General features: G+C 68.7%; 13 protein-coding genes and 3 pseudogenes. 9 read left to right on the forward strand and 7 right to left on the reverse strand.

The window, feature by feature from the left end:
• The first annotated feature begins 180 nt into the window (after positions 1-180).
• A complete protein-coding gene (locus tag AB3G45_RS04515; RefSeq protein ID WP_367829449.1) occupies positions 181-1,056 on the forward strand; it encodes a helix-turn-helix transcriptional regulator in 876 nt (291 codons plus the stop codon).
• Between the two features lie 16 nt (positions 1,057-1,072).
• Here AB3G45_RS04515 and AB3G45_RS04520 read toward each other — a convergent pair whose 3' ends face one another.
• The 6 genes from AB3G45_RS04520 to AB3G45_RS04545 all read right to left on the reverse strand — a co-directional run bounded on the left by AB3G45_RS04520 (position 1,073) and on the right by AB3G45_RS04545 (position 7,114).
• Positions 1,073-2,137, reverse strand: coding sequence for an ABC transporter ATP-binding protein (locus AB3G45_RS04520; RefSeq protein ID WP_367829450.1), 1,065 nt, complete (start codon positions 2,135-2,137; stop codon positions 1,073-1,075).
• Complete coding sequence (locus tag AB3G45_RS04525) at positions 2,134-3,057, reverse strand: PfkB family carbohydrate kinase (RefSeq protein WP_367829451.1); 924 nt, start codon at positions 3,055-3,057, stop codon at positions 2,134-2,136. Before AB3G45_RS04525 ends, AB3G45_RS04520 begins: the two co-directional genes overlap by 4 nt.
• Complete coding sequence (locus AB3G45_RS04530; RefSeq protein ID WP_367829452.1) at positions 3,058-4,071, reverse strand: SIS domain-containing protein; 1,014 nt, start codon at positions 4,069-4,071, stop codon at positions 3,058-3,060.
• Positions 4,072-4,076: 5 nt separating this feature from the next.
• Positions 4,077-4,922: a carbohydrate ABC transporter permease gene (locus AB3G45_RS04535; protein WP_367829453.1), complete on the reverse strand. Its 846-nt coding sequence runs from the start codon at positions 4,920-4,922 to the stop codon at positions 4,077-4,079.
• Positions 4,922-5,806, reverse strand: a complete 885-nt coding sequence (locus tag AB3G45_RS04540) for a carbohydrate ABC transporter permease (protein WP_367829454.1) — start codon at positions 5,804-5,806, stop codon at positions 4,922-4,924. Before AB3G45_RS04540 ends, AB3G45_RS04535 begins: the two co-directional genes overlap by 1 nt.
• A 69-nt stretch (positions 5,807-5,875) precedes the next feature.
• Positions 5,876-7,114, reverse strand: coding sequence for an extracellular solute-binding protein (locus AB3G45_RS04545; RefSeq protein ID WP_367829455.1), 1,239 nt, complete (start codon positions 7,112-7,114; stop codon positions 5,876-5,878).
• 182 nt (positions 7,115-7,296) lie between these two features.
• Between AB3G45_RS04545 and AB3G45_RS04550 the strand changes: the two genes are divergently transcribed.
• Positions 7,297-8,502 (forward strand): ROK family transcriptional regulator, encoded by a 1,206-nt coding sequence (locus AB3G45_RS04550; RefSeq protein WP_367829456.1) that lies wholly within the window; start codon positions 7,297-7,299, stop codon positions 8,500-8,502.
• Positions 8,503-8,706: 204 nt separating this feature from the next.
• Here the strand turns inward: AB3G45_RS04550 and AB3G45_RS04555 are convergent.
• Positions 8,707-9,276, reverse strand: a pseudogene (locus tag AB3G45_RS04555) (SDR family oxidoreductase); the annotation flags it as partial.
• Between the two features lie 9 nt (positions 9,277-9,285).
• On the opposite strand from AB3G45_RS04555, the pseudogene AB3G45_RS04560 reads away from it, so the two are divergent.
• From AB3G45_RS04560 to AB3G45_RS04590, 7 genes and pseudogenes are all read left to right on the forward strand, one after another.
• A pseudogene (locus AB3G45_RS04560) lies at positions 9,286-9,465 on the forward strand (hypothetical protein); the annotation flags it as partial.
• Positions 9,462-9,704: pseudogene (araH, locus tag AB3G45_RS04565) on the forward strand (L-arabinose ABC transporter permease AraH); the annotation flags it as partial. The pseudogenes AB3G45_RS04560 and araH, both read left to right, overlap by 4 nt.
• A 185-nt stretch (positions 9,705-9,889) precedes the next feature.
• Complete coding sequence (locus AB3G45_RS04570; protein ID WP_367829457.1) at positions 9,890-10,084, forward strand: hypothetical protein; 195 nt, start codon at positions 9,890-9,892, stop codon at positions 10,082-10,084.
• Positions 10,081-11,754: a heparinase II/III family protein gene (locus AB3G45_RS04575; protein WP_367829458.1), complete on the forward strand. Its 1,674-nt coding sequence runs from the start codon at positions 10,081-10,083 to the stop codon at positions 11,752-11,754. Before AB3G45_RS04570 ends, AB3G45_RS04575 begins: the two co-directional genes overlap by 4 nt.
• Positions 11,755-11,870: 116 nt before the next feature.
• Positions 11,871-12,311: a hypothetical protein gene (locus AB3G45_RS04580; RefSeq protein ID WP_367829459.1), complete on the forward strand. Its 441-nt coding sequence runs from the start codon at positions 11,871-11,873 to the stop codon at positions 12,309-12,311.
• Positions 12,308-14,527: a glycosyltransferase gene (locus AB3G45_RS04585; protein WP_367829460.1), complete on the forward strand. Its 2,220-nt coding sequence runs from the start codon at positions 12,308-12,310 to the stop codon at positions 14,525-14,527. Before AB3G45_RS04580 ends, AB3G45_RS04585 begins: the two co-directional genes overlap by 4 nt.
• An 8-nt stretch (positions 14,528-14,535) precedes the next feature.
• Positions 14,536-16,392, forward strand: a complete 1,857-nt coding sequence (locus tag AB3G45_RS04590; RefSeq protein ID WP_367829461.1) for a methyltransferase domain-containing protein — start codon at positions 14,536-14,538, stop codon at positions 16,390-16,392.
• The last annotated feature ends 64 nt before the right edge of the window (positions 16,393-16,456 follow it).

A 16,456-nucleotide genomic window follows, 5' to 3' on the forward strand; every position in this document is an offset into this window, starting at 1 on the left:
CCACATACGACAAGGCCGGCGCGACGGCCGGCGATTAAACTTGATTAACCTAGTCAACTATGCCAGTAGCTTGGATGGGCTGTCGACCGCAAAGACTTTCGCAAAGACCGCAGAAAACTTCGCGGAAGCGGCAGCCGGGGTCAGTTCGCGCGAAAAAAGGCGATGCAAGAGGGCGGCGTCTTGAACATCAGGATCAAACCGGAAGTTCCCCAGCACCTGTTCGTGGGCGCCATGGACGGCCCGCCGAGCTGCACGCCGGACGACAATCTCTACGACGTCTGGCCGAAATTCCTGATCATGGTCCTGTTGCAGGGCCAGCAGCATTTCGTGATGGACGGAGCGCATTTCCGCATCGACGCGGGCGCGGCGGAAAGCCCGGAACCGACCGTCTTCATGCTGAATGTCGGGCGGGACTGCACGCTGCGGTTCGTCAACGAGAGCACGACGCCGCTGCGCAAGGTGATGATCTCCGCGCCGCTGCCCTGGATCGACCGGCTGATACGCTCGCAGCCGACGAGCATGCCGAAGCTGCGTGCCTTCTTCGGCCGGCATCTCGCCGAATTCAGCTTTTCGCCGAACCGCCACCTCATCCAGATCGCCGAGCACATCCTCAAGCCGCCGGGCACAATGGCGGGGGAACTCCTGACGCTCTACCGCAATTCGCACGCCTTCGACATCATGTGCCAGGCCTGCTCGGTCCTGGTCGAAGCGGACGCGGCCGCGCCGCACCAGTCGACGGCGCTGAGCCGGCGGCAGAGCGAGAAGGTGCGCGACTATATCCTCGCCCATGTCTGCGAGGACCTGACGCTGGACCGCATCGCACGCGAGGTCGGCATCAGCACCTCCTCCATCCAGCGCCATTTCAAGGAGCATTTCGGCACGACCGTGTCGGATTTCATCCGCCAGGAACGGCTGGAGACGGCGCGCGCCGCGCTGGAGCGGGACGGCATCCCCATCGCGCAGGCCGCCTATCTCGCCGGCTATAGCAACCCGTCGAGCTTCACCACGGCCTTCAAGAAGGCCTATGGCGTGACGCCGAAGCACCGGCGGGCGTGACCGCGATACAAGCCCGTCAGTTCAGGCGCCGTTCCGTCTGCGCGTCGAAGACGTGGACGGCGGCGGGCGCGACGGTGAGCGTCATCTCTTCGCCGGCCGCGATGCGGGCGGTTGCCGGCAGGGCCGCGACGAGGCGCTGGCTGCCCATCGCCGCCGTGACGACCAGTTCCGGCCCGGTCAGTTCCGCGACCTCGCAGCGCGCCGAAAGCGGCACGCCCTTGCCCGATCGTTCCACCGCCTCCGGCCGGATGCCGAGGACGAGCCGGCGCCCCGCCTCCAGGCCGTCGAGGCCCGGCACGGGCACGAGGATCTCCGTGCCGTCGATGCGTGCGCCGCCCGCGCCGGCCGTCGCCGCCAGAAGGTTCATCGGCGGCGCGCCGACGAAGGTCGCGACATAGAGCGTCGCCGGCCTGTTGTAGATCGCTTCCGGCGTATCGAGCTGTTCGATCCGCCCGCCGCGCATGACGGCGATGCGGGTGGCGAGCGTCATCGCCTCGATCTGGTCGTGCGTGACATAGACGACGGTCGTCTTCGTCATCTGGTGCAGGCGCTTCAGCTCGGTGCGCATCTCCATGCGCAGCTTCGCATCGAGGTTGGACAGCGGCTCGTCGAACAGGAAGATCTTAGGCTTGCGCACCAGCGCGCGGCCGATGGCGACGCGCTGGCGCTGGCCGCCGGAAAGCTGGCCCGGCTTGCGCTCCAGGAGGTTTTCGATCTGCAGGAGCGTCGCCGTCTCGCGCACGGCCCGGTCGCGTTCCGCCTTGTCGACCTTGCGCATCTCAAGGCCGAAGCCGATGTTCCGGTGCACGGTGAGATTGGGATAGAGCGCGTAGGACTGGAACACCATGGCAATGTCCCGGTCCTTGGGATGCACGCCGACAATGGAGCGATCGTCGATGCGGATATCGCCGCTCGACGGCTCGGCAAGGCCGGCTATGATGTTGAGCAATGTGGACTTGCCGCAGCCGGAGGCGCCGAGCAGCACGAGGAATTCGCCGCTTTCAAGCGCGATGTCGATGCCCTTCAGCGTCTCGACGGCGCCATAGCTCTTGCGGATGGCGTCGATGGCCAGCGTGCTCATGCCGTGATCTCCTGCGCGCGTGGCGCGTAGCTTCGGGGGTGGGTGGAGATGGCGCGCGAGGCCACCGCCGTGCCGGCGGCAAGGCTCGCAGCAAGCCCCTCGCCCGTCGCATGGGCGGCGAGGAAGGCGGCGTTGAAGACGTCGCCCGCGCCGATCGTGTCGACGACCGTCACGGCGGGTGCGGCGGCATGGACGACCGTGCCGTCGGCACCAACCGCGAGCGCCCCCTTGGGGCCGCATTTCACGACGACGATGCTCCCCGCCGGCATGCCCTGCCGCAGGATGCGCCCCGCCCCGGCGGGATCGGCGACGCCGGCAAGGCTGGTCGTCTCCACCTCGTTGAACAGCGCGATCCGGCACCGCGACAGCCAGCCTTTCGCCGCCCGCCGGTTCGCCTCCGTCCAGCCGTCCAGCGGCCAGCCGGTGTCGAGGGCGACCGCGATGGCATAGCGATCCGCCCAGTCGAAGAACCGGTCGTAATCCTCCACCAGCTTCCCCGTCAGGAAGGAACCGCACAGGAGCACGATGCCGCCGGCAAGCCGCGGCCCGTCGAGCACGGCGAACACATCCTCCAGGCTGAACAGCGGCAGGTGCCCGCGCGTCGTGAAGAAGGTGCGCTCGCCGTCCGGATGGGTGATGCCGACGGAGAGCGTCGTGCTGTCGCCATGCACCGGCCAGTTCTTCGCATGCGCGCCGAACCCCTCCGCCAGCCAGACGCCGAACTGGTCGCGGCCGATGCTGGCGGCAATCTCGAAGGGCGTGCCGAGCGCCATCCAGGCGAGCGCGGCGTTGCCCGCCGAGCCGCCGACGCGCAGTTCGTCATGGTCGACGATGCTCTCCGTGCCCGGCTGCGGCCAGGGCGCGGCCGGCCCCATGATCAGGTCGACATTGACGTTTCCGACGACGGCTAGCGGCTTCACTCATTCACTCCGGGTAATCTTCGTCGAGCGCACCGGCGTTCCGGCGTCAGCGACGCGTTCCGCGGCAAAGGCGATCATCAGCCGCTGCGCCGTCGGCAGCATGGCGAAGACGGCGGCAAGCCCGGTCAGCGGCGGGAAGGCGATGGTCACAGCGCCCTCGACCGGCGGGCGGCCGGACGCGTCGAAGACCACGAGCTTCGCGCCCGCCTCCACCACGCAGGTCGCCATCGCGGTCACGAGGTCCGTCGTCGCGTCGTCGCCGCGGAAGAGCACGATGCCCAGGTCCGGCGAGAGCATTTCCATCGGCCCGTGGCGCAACTGGCCGCCCTCCAGGGCGAAGCACGGCAGGCGGGACAGTTCCGTGAAGCCGAGCGCGATGGCCTCGGCAAGCCCCTGCAGCCGCCGCCCGGAGGTGACGACCGCGCGCACGCCGGAAAGCGCGGCCAGCGCCGCGTCGATCGCCGGCTCCCGCGGATTTTCAAGGGCCTCCACCGCCTGCGAAACATCCTCGCCGAGGGCGGCGAGGATCGCCAGGTGCAGCGAGAAGCTCACCGTCAGGCTGCGGGTCGCGGCGAAGGCCCGCTCCGTGCCGCCATGGCCGACGAGAGAGGGCGCGGTACGGGCGAGGAAGGAGCCGCCTTCGAGCGAGAAGCCGAAGGTCTCGTCGTTGCCGCCGGTCTCCTCGAACCAGCGCAGCACCTCGGCGCTTTCGCCGGACTGCGAGGTGACGAACACCGTGCGGCCTTCGAGCGCAAGCGGCGCGCCGAGCTGTTCGGAGAGCGGCACGGCGATCGCGTCGATGCCGAGGCGGCGGTAGAGCGGCTCGACGGCGCGGCCGACGGCGTGCGAGCCGCCCATGCCGAGCAGCAGCAGCCGCCCGGTGCGCTTCAGGCTGGCAGCCGCCCTTTCGGCCATCGCGCCATTGTCGCGGAAGGAGGCGAGCGCATCGGCATGCTGTCGCGCCATTTCCCGATCGATCGCCGCAAGGCCTTCCGGCCGGGTTTCGTTCGTCATCGTCGTCATCCTTTCACACCGCCGCTGGTGAGGCCCGAAATCAGGGCCCGTTGCATGATGAGGCCGACCAGGACCGGCGGCAGCGCGGCAAGCACGCCGGCCGTCGCGATCAACCCGTAGTCGGAGACCCGGCCGCCCGCGAGGTCGGCAATGGCGACCGTCAGCGTGCGGGCGCGCTGGTCCGAGGTAAACAGCAGCGCATAGAAGAACTCGTCCCAGCCGAGCAGGAAGGCAAAGAGCGCCGCGGTGGCGACGATCGGCATGGCGAGCGGCAGGGTGACGATGCGCAGCGTCGCAAGGAGGCTCGCCCCATCCATCATCGCCGCCTGCTCGATCTCGCGCGGAATGCCGTCGAAGCCGGATTTCATCAGCCAGGTGGTGAAGGGCGCGAGGATGGTGAGGTAGACGAGCGCCAGGCCGAAGACCGAATTGAGCAGCCCGAAGGCGGCAAGCGCCATGTAGAGCGGCACGGCGAGGGCGACGGGCGGCAGCATGTAGGTGGCGATCACCAGCGAGAGCGACCAGCCGACCGAGGGCGTGCGCGAGACCGCCCAGCCGGCCGGCACGGCAAGCAGGACGGCGGCGGCCGTCGCCATGCCCGCCACGAGGATGCTGTTGACGAGCGAGGCGACGAAATTGGCGCCCGCGCTGTTCGGGATGGTCGACAGCAGCGTGGCGTAACGCGAGAAGTCCATCGTGCCCGGCCACCAGCGCAGCGGACGCGCCACGAGGTCGGCGGCCGGCGAGATGCTCATCACGAAGAGCCAGAAGATCGGCGCGACGATGACGGCGGCGAGCAGCAGCGCGGCGGCATGGATGAGGATCGAGGCGAGAAGGCCGCGGCGTTCCATCAGGCGGCACTCCCCGCCGTGCGGCGCACGAGCATGCCGTAGCCGATCGCCAGCACCGTCACGATGAGGGTGACGACGAGGGCGAGCGAGGCGCCGGAGCCGGCGCGCTGGAAGGAGAAGGCCTCCTGGTAGACGAGGATCGACAGGGTGCGCGTGGAATTGGCCGGGCCGCCGCGCGTCATCACCCAGATGATGTCGAACACCTTGAAGGCCTCGATGGTGCGCAGCACCAGCGCCACCATCAGGGGGCCGGCGAGATAGGGCAGGATGACGAAGCGAAAGCGCGCGAAGGGACCGGCGCCGTCGACCAGCGAGGCCGAGGTGATGTCGCGCGGCACGGCCTGGAGGGCGGCGAGCGCGATGAGGGCGACGAGCGGAAAGTTCTTCCAGCAGTCGGCGACGATCAGCGCCGTCATGGCGGTGCCGGGCTCGCCGAGCCAGGAGCGATAGCTGTCGAGCAGGCCGACCTGCGTCAGCGCCGCGTTCAGCGCGCCGTATTCCGGATTGTAGATGAGCCGCCAGAGCGTGGCGTTGACGACCGTCGGCAGCGCCCAGGGCAGAATCAGCAGGGCGCGCAGCACGGTGCGGCCGTAAAACCGCTGGTTCAACAGCAGGGCGGCCAGAACGCCGATCACCATCTCCGCCGTCACGGAGACGACGGCGAACCAGGTCGTGGCGTAGAGCGCCCGCTGGAAATTGCTGTTCGACAGCATTTTCAGGTAGTTGTCGAAGCCGACGAAGGCCCCGCCGGTGCCGATCAGCCTGGCATCCGTAAAGGAGAGCCGCACGGTATCGACCATCGGCCAACCGATCACGGCGAGCATGATCACCAGCAGCGGCAGCATGAGAAGCCATGCCCGGGTCGTCATCCAGGTGCTGGACATAGCGTCCTCTTCATCGATTTCGGGAAGGGCGAGTGTGCGGGCGGCCGAAGCCGCCCGCAAGACCGGATGTCAGAGGCCGCTGTTGTCGGCCGCCGATTTCAGCGCGTCTTCGGGCGACGCCTGGTCGAGCAGGGCTTCCTGGATGGCCTGCTGCAGGGCCGTGGAGAGCTCCTGGTATTTCGGCGTGGTCGGCCGCGGATACATGGCGGCAAGGCCGAGCTTGGCGGCGGCGATCAGCTCTTCCTGGCCGGCAGTGACGGCGGCATCCTCGTAGGACGAGGCCCAGATCGGCAGGCTGAGCTTGGCATAGGCGTTCTGCGTCTCCTGCGAGGTCATGTGCACGATGTACTTCCAGGCCTCGTCGGGGCTCTTGCTGGTCGTGGTGATGCCGAGGCCCATCGAGCCGTTGACGGCCGAGACCTCGCTCTTGCCTTCGACACCCGGCGCCGGCACGACGCCGACCTTGCCGGCAACCTTGCTGTCTTCCCCGCCATTGGCCATGTTGTACATATAGGTCCAGTTGAGCGCGAAGGCCGCCTCGCCGTTCTGGAAGACGTTGCGCACGTCCTCTTCGAGGAACTCCTTGGAGTTCGGGTTGGTGAGGCCGGACTTGTAGCTGTCGACCATGTATGTCAGCGCGTCGAGGCCGCCGCCCTCCATGAAGGCCGGCTTGCCGTCCTTCAGGAATTCGCCGCCATAGGCGCTGACGAGCGTGGTGTAGTCGCAGATCGCGGCCTCGGCCTGCGACCAGCTCCAGGCGATCGGGGTGGCCAGCAGGCCCTTGTCCTTGATGATCTTGGCCTGCTCGCTCAGTTCGGCCCAGGTCTTCGGCGGCGCCTGAATGCCGGCCTTCTCAAGGATTTCCTTGTTGTAGAACAGGTATTTGGTGTCGAGGATCCACGGCATGCCGTAGGACTTGCCGTCATAGTCGACGGTCGTCCAGGCGCCCGGCAGCACGCCCTTCTTCATCTCGTCGGTGATGCGGGAGGAGACGTCGACCAAAACGTTGTTCGCCGCATATTCGGCCGGCCAGATCACGTCGAAGAGCACGACGTCGTAGCCGCTGCCGGAGCCCTGGGCGAGCACGGTCTTGTCGTGCAGACCCTCGTAGGGAACGAATTCCAGATTCACCTTGATATCGGGGTTCGCCTTGGTGAAGGCATCCGTCATGGCGCGCACGTCCGCCTCGCTATAGGCGGCCTGCGCCATGAACAGCGCGTTGAGCGTCGTCTCCGCAAAGGCATGCGGGGCGGAAACGCCGGAAACCAGCGCCGCGCCGAGCAGGATCTTCTTCATCGATTTCAACATGATTGCGTCCTCCTGTGTGGTTCGTTCATCCGAAGGCGCCGCGGCGCCCGTGTCGTTGCTCGTTGTCGGATCATGGCGGGAGATCCCCGCCGTCTTTCCCCGGAACTCTTCGGTCCCTTATTAAGTCAAATCTCTTGACTTAAATGTTCTGTATTATTCAAATGGTGTCAAGAGGGGTAGCGATGAACGAATTGCGGGCGATCCGCGCCAAGAGCGGGACCAACCAGGAAGGCACCAGCGCGCACAACCGGCGCGTCATCATCGAGGCCATCCGGCTGAACGGACCGCTGTCGCGCGCCGACCTCGCCCGCGCCACGCGGCTGACCAAGCAGACCATTTCAAACCTCGTCGAAGGCCTGGAGGCGGACGGTCTCGTCGCTTCGGAAGAGGTGGTGCGCGGCGGGCGCGGCCAGCCCTCCACCCCCTATAGGCTCGTGCCGGAAGGCGCCTTCGCGCTCGGCGTGCAGGTCGACCGGCACCTGACGCGCGTCGTCGCCGTCGACCTGATGGGACGGGAGGTCGCGCGGGCCGTCGCCAACCTTCCGCCGGGCGGGCCGGTGGCGGGCTGCGAACTGATCCTCCGCCTCGTCGAAGCCATGCGCGTCGACCTTGCCGGGCGCTTCCCCGGCTCGGCGCACCGGCTGGCCGGGCTCGGCCTTGCCATGCCGGGGCCTTTCGGCCTCGCGCCCTCCGGCGACGAGACCTGGATGATGGCCGAGTGGCAGGCCTTCCCGCTCGTCGAGACGCTCGCCGCCGGCACGGGGCTGGCCATCAGCCTGCAGAACGACGCCACCGCCTGCGCGACCGCCGAGCGCATGAACGGCGCGGCCGACGGCCTCGATCACGCCGTCTGCATCTATTTCGGCTACGGCATCGGCGCCGGCCTCATCCTCGGCGGGGAGCTCTATACGGGCAGCAACCGCAATGCGGGCGAGATCGGCATGGTGCTGTTTGCGCGCGACGGCGGACAGTCGCCGCTCGAGCACCGCTCGTCGCTCGCCTCGCTGTTCCAGCATCTCGGCCTCGATTCGGCGACCACGGAGGCCTATGCCGAGGTCGAGCGGCGGACGCTCGCCGACGACCCGCGCATCCTCGACTGGCTGGAGGGCGCGGCGGCCGACATGCGGCAGGCTGTGCACATGGTCGAGACCATCTTCGACCCGCAGACCGTCATCCTCTCCGGCAGCGCGCCGGAGCCGCTGGCAAAACGGCTGTTCGACGCCATGTTCCCGCTCATCCCCTCCAATGCCGACCGGCCGGGCCGCACGCTGCCGCGCCTGCAACTCGGCATGATCGGCCCCTGGGCCGTCGCGCTGGGGGCGGCCGCCGAGCCGATCCGCCGCGCCTTCGAACCGCGCTTCTCCGCCATCCTGAAGGAGGGGCCGTGAGGGCCGGGGCGGCCGCACCGGCAGTTTATTTGCACGAGCGTACCGGAATCGCCGAATCAGACCTTCCCTGCGTACTGGCAAAACCCTACTGGGATATCACTCGCGCAACCCGCGAGCTTCCCCGCGTCATTGGGAGCCAACCGTGGCGCTCGCTGCCCCGCTTCGTGCGGGGCCTCTTTTTTTCTGCCATCGGAAATCCATGCCTCAGGGGTGATGCAGCACGCTCATCCCGCCGTCCACCGTCAGGCAGGTGGCGTTCATGAAGGGGCATTCGTCCGAGACCATGAAGAGCACGGCCCTGGCGATCTCCTCCGGCGAAGCGGTGCGCCCGCCGGGATGCAGCTTCATCGTCTCCGCCTCGGCGGCGGCCGGGTCGGGGAAACCGCTCCAGTAATCCACGACCTTCTGCATGCGCACATAGCCGGGCGCCAGCGCATTCACGCGCACGCCCCGCCCGGCATATTCGAGGCCGAGGGCCTTGGTCATGCCGATGAGCGCGTGCTTGGCGACGGGATAGGGAAAGCTGTGCGGCACGATGGTGAAGGCATGGGTCGAGGCGATGTTGAGGATGACGCCGCCGCCCTCCTCGATCATGCCCGGCAGCACGGCCCTGCTGCAGTTCCACGCGCCCTTGAGATTGATGTCGAGGCACCGTTGCCAGTCGGCGTCCGAAAGCTTCAGCGGTTCGAAGAAGACGTTGACGCCGGCATTGTTGACGAGCGCGTCGGGCCGGCCGATCCGGCGCGCCGCCGCGGCCACCGTCCGCTCAATGGCGCCGGCCAGGGCATGGCGATCGTCGTCCTCTCCAGCGAACTGCCCGAGGTGATGGGCATCACCGACCGCATCATGGTCATGTGCGAGGGCCGCGTTGCCGCGAACCTCGAGCGGGCCGACTTCGACGAGCGCCGCATTCTCGCCGCCGCCCTTCCCGACGTTCCCAACCGGCAGATCCAGTCACGATGACGTCCTTGAAAAAACTCCTCCTCGGCGAACAGGGTCTGGTCGTCCTCTTCGCCGTCGCCTTCGCCATCGTGGCGATGACGGTGCCCAATTTCCTGACCGAGCGCAACATGCTCGGCCTGCTGCAATCGGTCGTCACCATCGGCATCGTCGCCTGCACGATGATGCTCTGCCTCGCCTCGCGCGACTTCGACCTGTCGGTCGGCTCCACCGTCGCCTTTTCCGGCATGGTCGCCGTCATGCCAGTATGTCGTGCGCGGCCTGATCCTGCTTCTCGCCGTCCTGCTCGACAAGCTGCGCTCGGCCGCGGCCGGCCGGCGAACCTGACCCGGGCGGGCGAAACACCCTGTTTTAGGCAAAGCGGATATTGACTTTGCCGGGCTTGTCGCTTTCCATGCAGACTTGCTAATTTCGGGTGGACACGATCATGACCAGATTCGTAATAGCAAGGTGGACGTCGCTGGCCGCGCTCCTGTCGGCATCCGTCCTGCTGAGTGGCTGCGAGACGAGCGCGGGCAAGCCCACGGTCTGTACGGTCAAGGGCAAGCCGGCGCCCTGCAAGGTCGCCAAGAAGGCGCATATCGACACATCGAACGCCACGCGCGGGGCCCGCAATTATTGATCCTCCGCCTGGACGCGGAACAGATCCGGTCTTCGGCCCGCGCGACCGCTGCCGGGCGGCGCTATAGCGAGGCGGTTCTGCGGGTCGCCGGCGACATCCACGCATCCCCCCTGCTCGAACTGGAGCGGGAAGCCGGGCGCGCGGTCATCCTTCCGACAAGCCGCAAGCTGTTCGACCGCGTCGCGACGCTGGCCGTCGCCGATTGCCTGGTCGGCGGCAGCGCCTCCCGCCGGCGGGCGATCCGCGAACTGCTGAACGCGGCCTTCTTCGACTGGAACCCCGCGCACTTCCTCGACACCGCCGAGATGACGGCCGGCATGGCGCTCGGCCTTTGCTGGACCCGCCCGCTGCTCACCCGCGCCGAGCACGACACGATCGCCGCGGCGATCGTCAGCAAGGGGCTGGCCCCCGGCCTTGCCGCGGCGGCGGCCGAAGCGCCGTGGATGACGGCCCGCAACAACTGGAACACCGTCTGCTGCGCCGGCATGATCGCCGGGGCAGCCGCGATCGCGAAAACCGACGCGGTGCTCTCGCGGGACGTCCTCGCCTGTTTCCGGCCCGCGCTGCGGCACGGGCTTTCCGCCTTCGGCGCGGATGGCGGCTATCCGGAAGGCCCGGACTACTGGGAATACGCCGTCCGCTACGCCGTCCTCGCCCAGGCTCTCCTCGCCGATCTCGGGCTTGCAGCGGATATGCCGGCCGGGCTCGCGCGCACCTGGCGCTATAACCGCGACCTCACAGGGCCGAGCGGCCGGGCGTTCAACTTCGGCGATGCGACCGAGCGGCCGCGCCGCGCGCCCGTGCTCGGCCGGCTCGCCGGCATTGCGGGCGAGCCGGCGGCCATGGCCTGGCAGCATGCCGCGCCCGGCGACCCGCACCCTTTCGACCTCCTGTGGTGCGCGCCGGAGACGGCGCCGCTGCCAGAGGACGAGGCGCCGGCCGCCTATGAGCCGGCCGGCGTCGCCGTGCTGCGGGCCGGTTCTGCCTGGCTGGCGCTGAAGGGCGGGCGCAACGACGTCAACCACGCCCATCTCGACCTCGGCACCTTCGTCCTGGAAATGGCCGGCCGGCGGTTCGCCAGCGAGCTCGGCCGGGAAGACTATGCCCTTCCCGGCTATTTCGACCCGGCGCGCCGGTTCGGCTATTTCCGCACGCAGGCCGCGGCCCACAACACGCTGCTGATCGACGGTGCGCCGCAATCGGTCACGGCCTGCGCACGCCTTCTCGGCACGGGACGGGACGGCGCGCGCGGTTTCGCCGCCTATGCGATCGGCGACGAAGGATGGCCGACCGCCTGGCGCCGGGGCGCCGTGCTCGACGGCACGAACACCGCCTTCATCGTCGACGAACTGGAGCCGGCGGATGCGGGAAGCCCCGCGGGCGTCTGGCAGGTCTACAGCGAAGCGGCGGCAACGCTCGACGGCCCGCGCGCCCTGCTCTCCTTCGACGGCGCGGCGGTGACGGCGGAGATCCTGGCGCCGGAGGGCCTGGTCTGGTCGTTCGAGCCCGCCCGTTCCCCCGTCGGCGAAAGCGGCAATGCCGCCTTCGGCCGGCTGTTCTTCGCCGTGCCCGCGGCCGCCGGGACGCGATCCGTCGTCGTGCGGTTCGCGTCCGGCCGGCCGTCGCAATGGCGCCCGGCCGCCATCGCCGGCTGGCCGCTCGACGCCTGATCTCACCTCCCGCCGCATTTTCCCTCCGCCCTTCGTTGACAGCGCCGGGTCCCCGCAATAGCCTTGATCCGCAGGCGCTTTCAGGCCCGCCCCGGCGGGATCGAGGGGGAGGCGAAATGGGGATCTTCGGCTGGTTGCCGCAGCGCGGCCCTAAGCCCGCCACACCGGACGACGCGCCGGAGCAGAGCCTCGCCGTCTATGCCTCGCAACCGGCGCTCACCGCCGTCATCGTCACGCTCATCGGCATCGAGGCCGAGCAGATCGACGAGATCATCGACGTGACGGTCCGCCGCTTCGGCAAGCAGCACAAGATCGTCTATCTCACCGACAGCCTCGACTTCATGCGGTTCCGCGACAGGAACGCCATCTTCGAATACATGCCCTCCGCCCTCGAACAGAAGCTGCATGCCGCGGAAATCTCCTGGAATTCCTATCTCGAAAGGCGCTGGCGCCTCCTCGTGTCAAAATGGCAGCCGGTGCATGTCATCAGCTACGGCCGCAACATCGACGCCTTCCTCGCCGCCGCCCCTCCCATGGCGACGCGGACCGACCGATGAGCGCGGCCCTCGACGTTCTTTTCGTGGCCGATGTGCGCTTCGAGGGAGGAACATCGACCGCGCTGGCGGTCGAGATCCGGGCGGCCGCGCGCGCGGGCCTGCGCACGGGGCTGCTCGCCATCAAGGGCCCGCTGCTCGGCCTGCCCTTCCCCATGCATCCCGACCTGCGGCGGCTGATCGACGAGGGCCTGACCGAGCGCATCGATCCCGCCATGCGCCTTCATGCCCGCCTCGTGCTGATCCATCATCCGACGATCATCGAGAACCGCCCGACGCGCGCCCTGTCGATCACGACGGACAGGCTGCTGGTCGTCCTGCACCATCCGATGGTCGACGGCAACGGCCGCCGGCAATACGACCTTGCGCGCGTCGTCGCCCATGCCTGCGACGCCTTCGGCAGCGACGTGCTCCTGGCGCCGGTCAGCACCGTCGTGCGCGACAGCCTCCCGCGCCTCCTGCCGCCCTATGCGCACATGCTGGAAGAGGACTGGGGCAACCTCATCGACCTCGACGACTGGACCGCAAGGCCCCCCCGAAAGCCCGCCTATCCGGTCGTCGTGGGGCGGCATTCGCGGCCCGACCCACTGAAATGGCCGACCGCCGAGGAGGCGCTGCTCGCCTATCCGGCGGACGGCGCGCGGTTTCGCGTGCGCGCGCTCGGCGCCGATGCCTTCCTTGCGGAGAAATACGGCACGATCCCGCCCAACTGGGAGCTGGTGCCCTTCACCTGGGACGGTGTCCCGGCCTTTCTCGGCACGCTCGACTTCTATGTCTATTTCCACGACCCGGCCTGGTCGGAGGCCTTCGGGCGCACGATCCTCGAAGCGCTGGCGACCGGCCTCGTCGTCATCCTGCCCCCGCATTTTTCCGTCCTGTTCGGCAAGGCCGCGGTCTATGGCGCGCCGGCCGACGTCGCGCGGCTGATCGACGGCTTCGTCGGCGATCCGGAGCGCTACCGCTCCCAGGGCGAGCAGGCCCGCCGCTTCGTCGAGAACAACCATGACGCCGCGATCTATGCCGACCGCCTCGCCCGCGTCATGGCGGCCCCGGGGGAAGAGGCGTCGCATGGCAACGGGCTTTTCCCGCCCCTTCCGCAGCGTAACGTGCTGTTCGCCTCCAGCAACGGCATCGGCGTCGGCCACCTCGCCCAGCAGCTTGCCGTCGCGCAGCGCCTGCCGCCGGCCTTGACGCCGGTCTTCGCCACCATGTCCTATTCCATGAAGGCGGCCGTGCAGCAGGGCTATCAGGCGCATTTCCTGCCGCACCACCGCATCCTCGAGGCCGACCCGGAGGACTGGAACACCTGCCTTGCCGAGGAGCTGTTCGAACTTCTCGCGCATCTGCGCCCCTCGGTCTTCGCCTATGATGCGACGGCGGTCTTCGAGGGCGTCACCCGGGCGCTCGGCGCGTTTCCCGATATCTTCACGATCTGGGTGCGGCGGCCGCTCTGGCGGGAATCCCACCGGGTATTCCTCGATTTTGCAGGCCACTTCGATGCGGTGATCGAACCTGGCGAACTGGCGGAGACCTTCGACCACGGCCCGACGGCGGCCTGCCGCGGGCAGACCTTCCTCGTGCCGCCCGTGCTGCATCTCGATCCGGCCGACCGCATGGCGCGTGACAGCGCCCGCGCCGCGCTCGACCTGCCCGACGGCATGACCGTCGTCGCCTTCCAGCTCGGCTCGGGCGCCAATTTCGACATGCGGGACGTGCGCGGCGCGCTGCTTGCCGAGGTGCTGCGCCGCCCCGACACGATCGCGCTCGAAATCCGCTCGCCGATCGCCCCCGACGCCGCCGGCCTCGAAAGCATGGGCGAGCGGCACCGGGTGGTCGAACTCTTCCCGAGCTTCCGCTTCAGCAACGCCTTCGACGCGGCGATCACGGCGGCCGGCTACAACACGTTCCACGAACAGATACTCGGCGCCATCCCCACCTTGTTCGTGCCCAACGAGGCCGACGAGATGGACCTGCAGGCGAGCCGCGCCCGCTGGGCCGAACTCACCGGCCGCGGCTGGCTGATGCGCCGCGACTACGACCACGGTTTCGCCGCCGCCCATGTCGAGCGGCTTCTCGATCCGGTCGAGCGGGAAAGCGTCGTGCGCCGCTGCCGGTCGATCGCCTGGACGAACGGCGCGCGCGACATCGCCCGCTATGTCGAGGACCACGCCCGGATCGTCAGGACCGACTGGGACGTCACCAAGCTCGGCAACCTGTGAGGCCGACGATGGACCGGCCGACCTGCAACATCTGCGGCGGTTCGGTCTTCGGCGATACCCGTGGCGAGAAGGACAGCGCCTTCCTGCAGCCGAACGTGCGCTGCGAGGGCTGCGGTTCGCTGGAGCGCCACCGGCTGATCTTCGAGGTGCTGCGCCTGCGCGGCCTCCTGTCGGGAAACCGCCGTATCCTGCACCTCGCCCCGGAGGAATGCCTCGCCACGCTCTTTCGAAGCCGCTTCGGCGGCGGCTATCTCTGCGCCGATATCGATCCCGGCCGGTTTCCCTTCGCCGTCACCCGCCTCGATCTGTGCAGCGACCTCGGCACGCTCGCCCCCGCCTCCTTCGATATCGTGCTGCACAATCATGTGCTCGAACATGTCGCCTGCGACTATCGCGCCGTCGCCGCCGGCCTCCACCGGCTGGTCAAGCCCGGCGGCCTGCACGTCTTCACCATCGCCTTCATGCAGGGCGGCGAGAGCGAGGCGGAGCGCACGGCCCGCCTCGGCCAGTGGGACCACATGCGGATCTTCTCGCCAGAGGACCTGCAGGAAACCCTCGGATCGGAGCTGCCGCTACCGGCGGACTATGACGCGACACGCCTCGTATCGGCGGAACGCCTCCTTGCCATCAACGTGCCGGAGACGGCCTGGCGCGGCTTCAACAACAATGCCGTCTTCCTCATCGAAAGGCAGGCGGACGGAGAGGCCCTAGATATCCCGACCCCGGCGCCACGTCCGGCAAGCCCTCCCCCTCGTCACCATCGCCCCGACGCCGTCCTCTTCGTCTCGGCGAACGGCATCGGCCAGGGCCACCTCACGCGCCAGCTTGCCGTCGCCCGGCGATTGAAGCACCGCCCGGCGGCCTTCCTGACCATGAGCTACAGCGCCGCCATCGTGCGCGATCTCGGTTTCCCCGTGCATTTCGTTCCGCACCACGGCCTGACGGGCGAGGCGCCTGCCGCCTGGAACGACCGGCTCGCGGCGGAGATCGGCCTGCTGCTCGAAGCCCGCCACGCGACGACGCTCGTCTACGACGTCAATTTCGTCTTCGACGGGGTTATCAAGGCGCTTGGCGACCATTCCGGCGTGCAGGCGGTCTGGATCCGGCGCGGCATGTGGCCGGCGCACCATGCCGGCTATCTCGGCGCGGCCGCGCATTTCCCCATCGTCATCGAGCCGGACGACTATGCCGGCGCTTGCGACGGCGGGCCGACCGTTGCCGACCGGGCGAAGACCCGCCTGGTACCGCCGATGCTGCTGATCGACCCGTCGGAGCGGCAGGACCGCGATGCGGCCCGGCGGGCGCTCGGCCTGCCGCAGGCAGCGACCGTCGTCCTGCTCGATCTCTCCCGCTCCGCCAATCGCGATCTCGCGCGTCTGCACGCCCGCCTGCTCGACGACCTCCTCGCGCGGCCGGACCTGCATGTGGTGGAACTGCAATCGCCGCTCACCGGCAAGACCGCCCCGCGAGATCCCGCGCGCCACCACCGGGTCACGCTCCACCCGGCCTATGCCGCAAGCCGCGCCTTCGATGCGGCGATCGTGCGGGCCGGCTACAACACCTTCCACGAGACCGTCGCCGGCGGCATCCCCACCCTCTTCGTGCCGGACGAGAGCGCGGACATGGACCGGCAGGTCGACCGTGCGCGATGGGCGGAGGGCCGCGGCGCCGCCCTGCTGCACCGGGTCGGGGACGGCGAGGCGCAGCTTTCCGCCGCCCTCGACAGGCTGCTGCGCCCCGACATCCGGGCCGGGCTCACCGCCGCCTGCGCCGCCATCGTCGATGCCAGGGGCGGCTGGCGGAACGGCGCGGAAACGCTGGCGCGCATGCTGGAAGGCAGTTTCGACGGGGCCAACGCAGAATAACGCGCCGCCATATCCCGTCTTGTCCAGTATCGGGCCGCGGGACTATGCTGACCTCCGGCCGGAT

The organism is Shinella sp. S4-D37 (assembly GCF_040812195.1).
Taxonomy (GTDB): Bacteria; Pseudomonadota; Alphaproteobacteria; order Rhizobiales; family Rhizobiaceae; genus Shinella.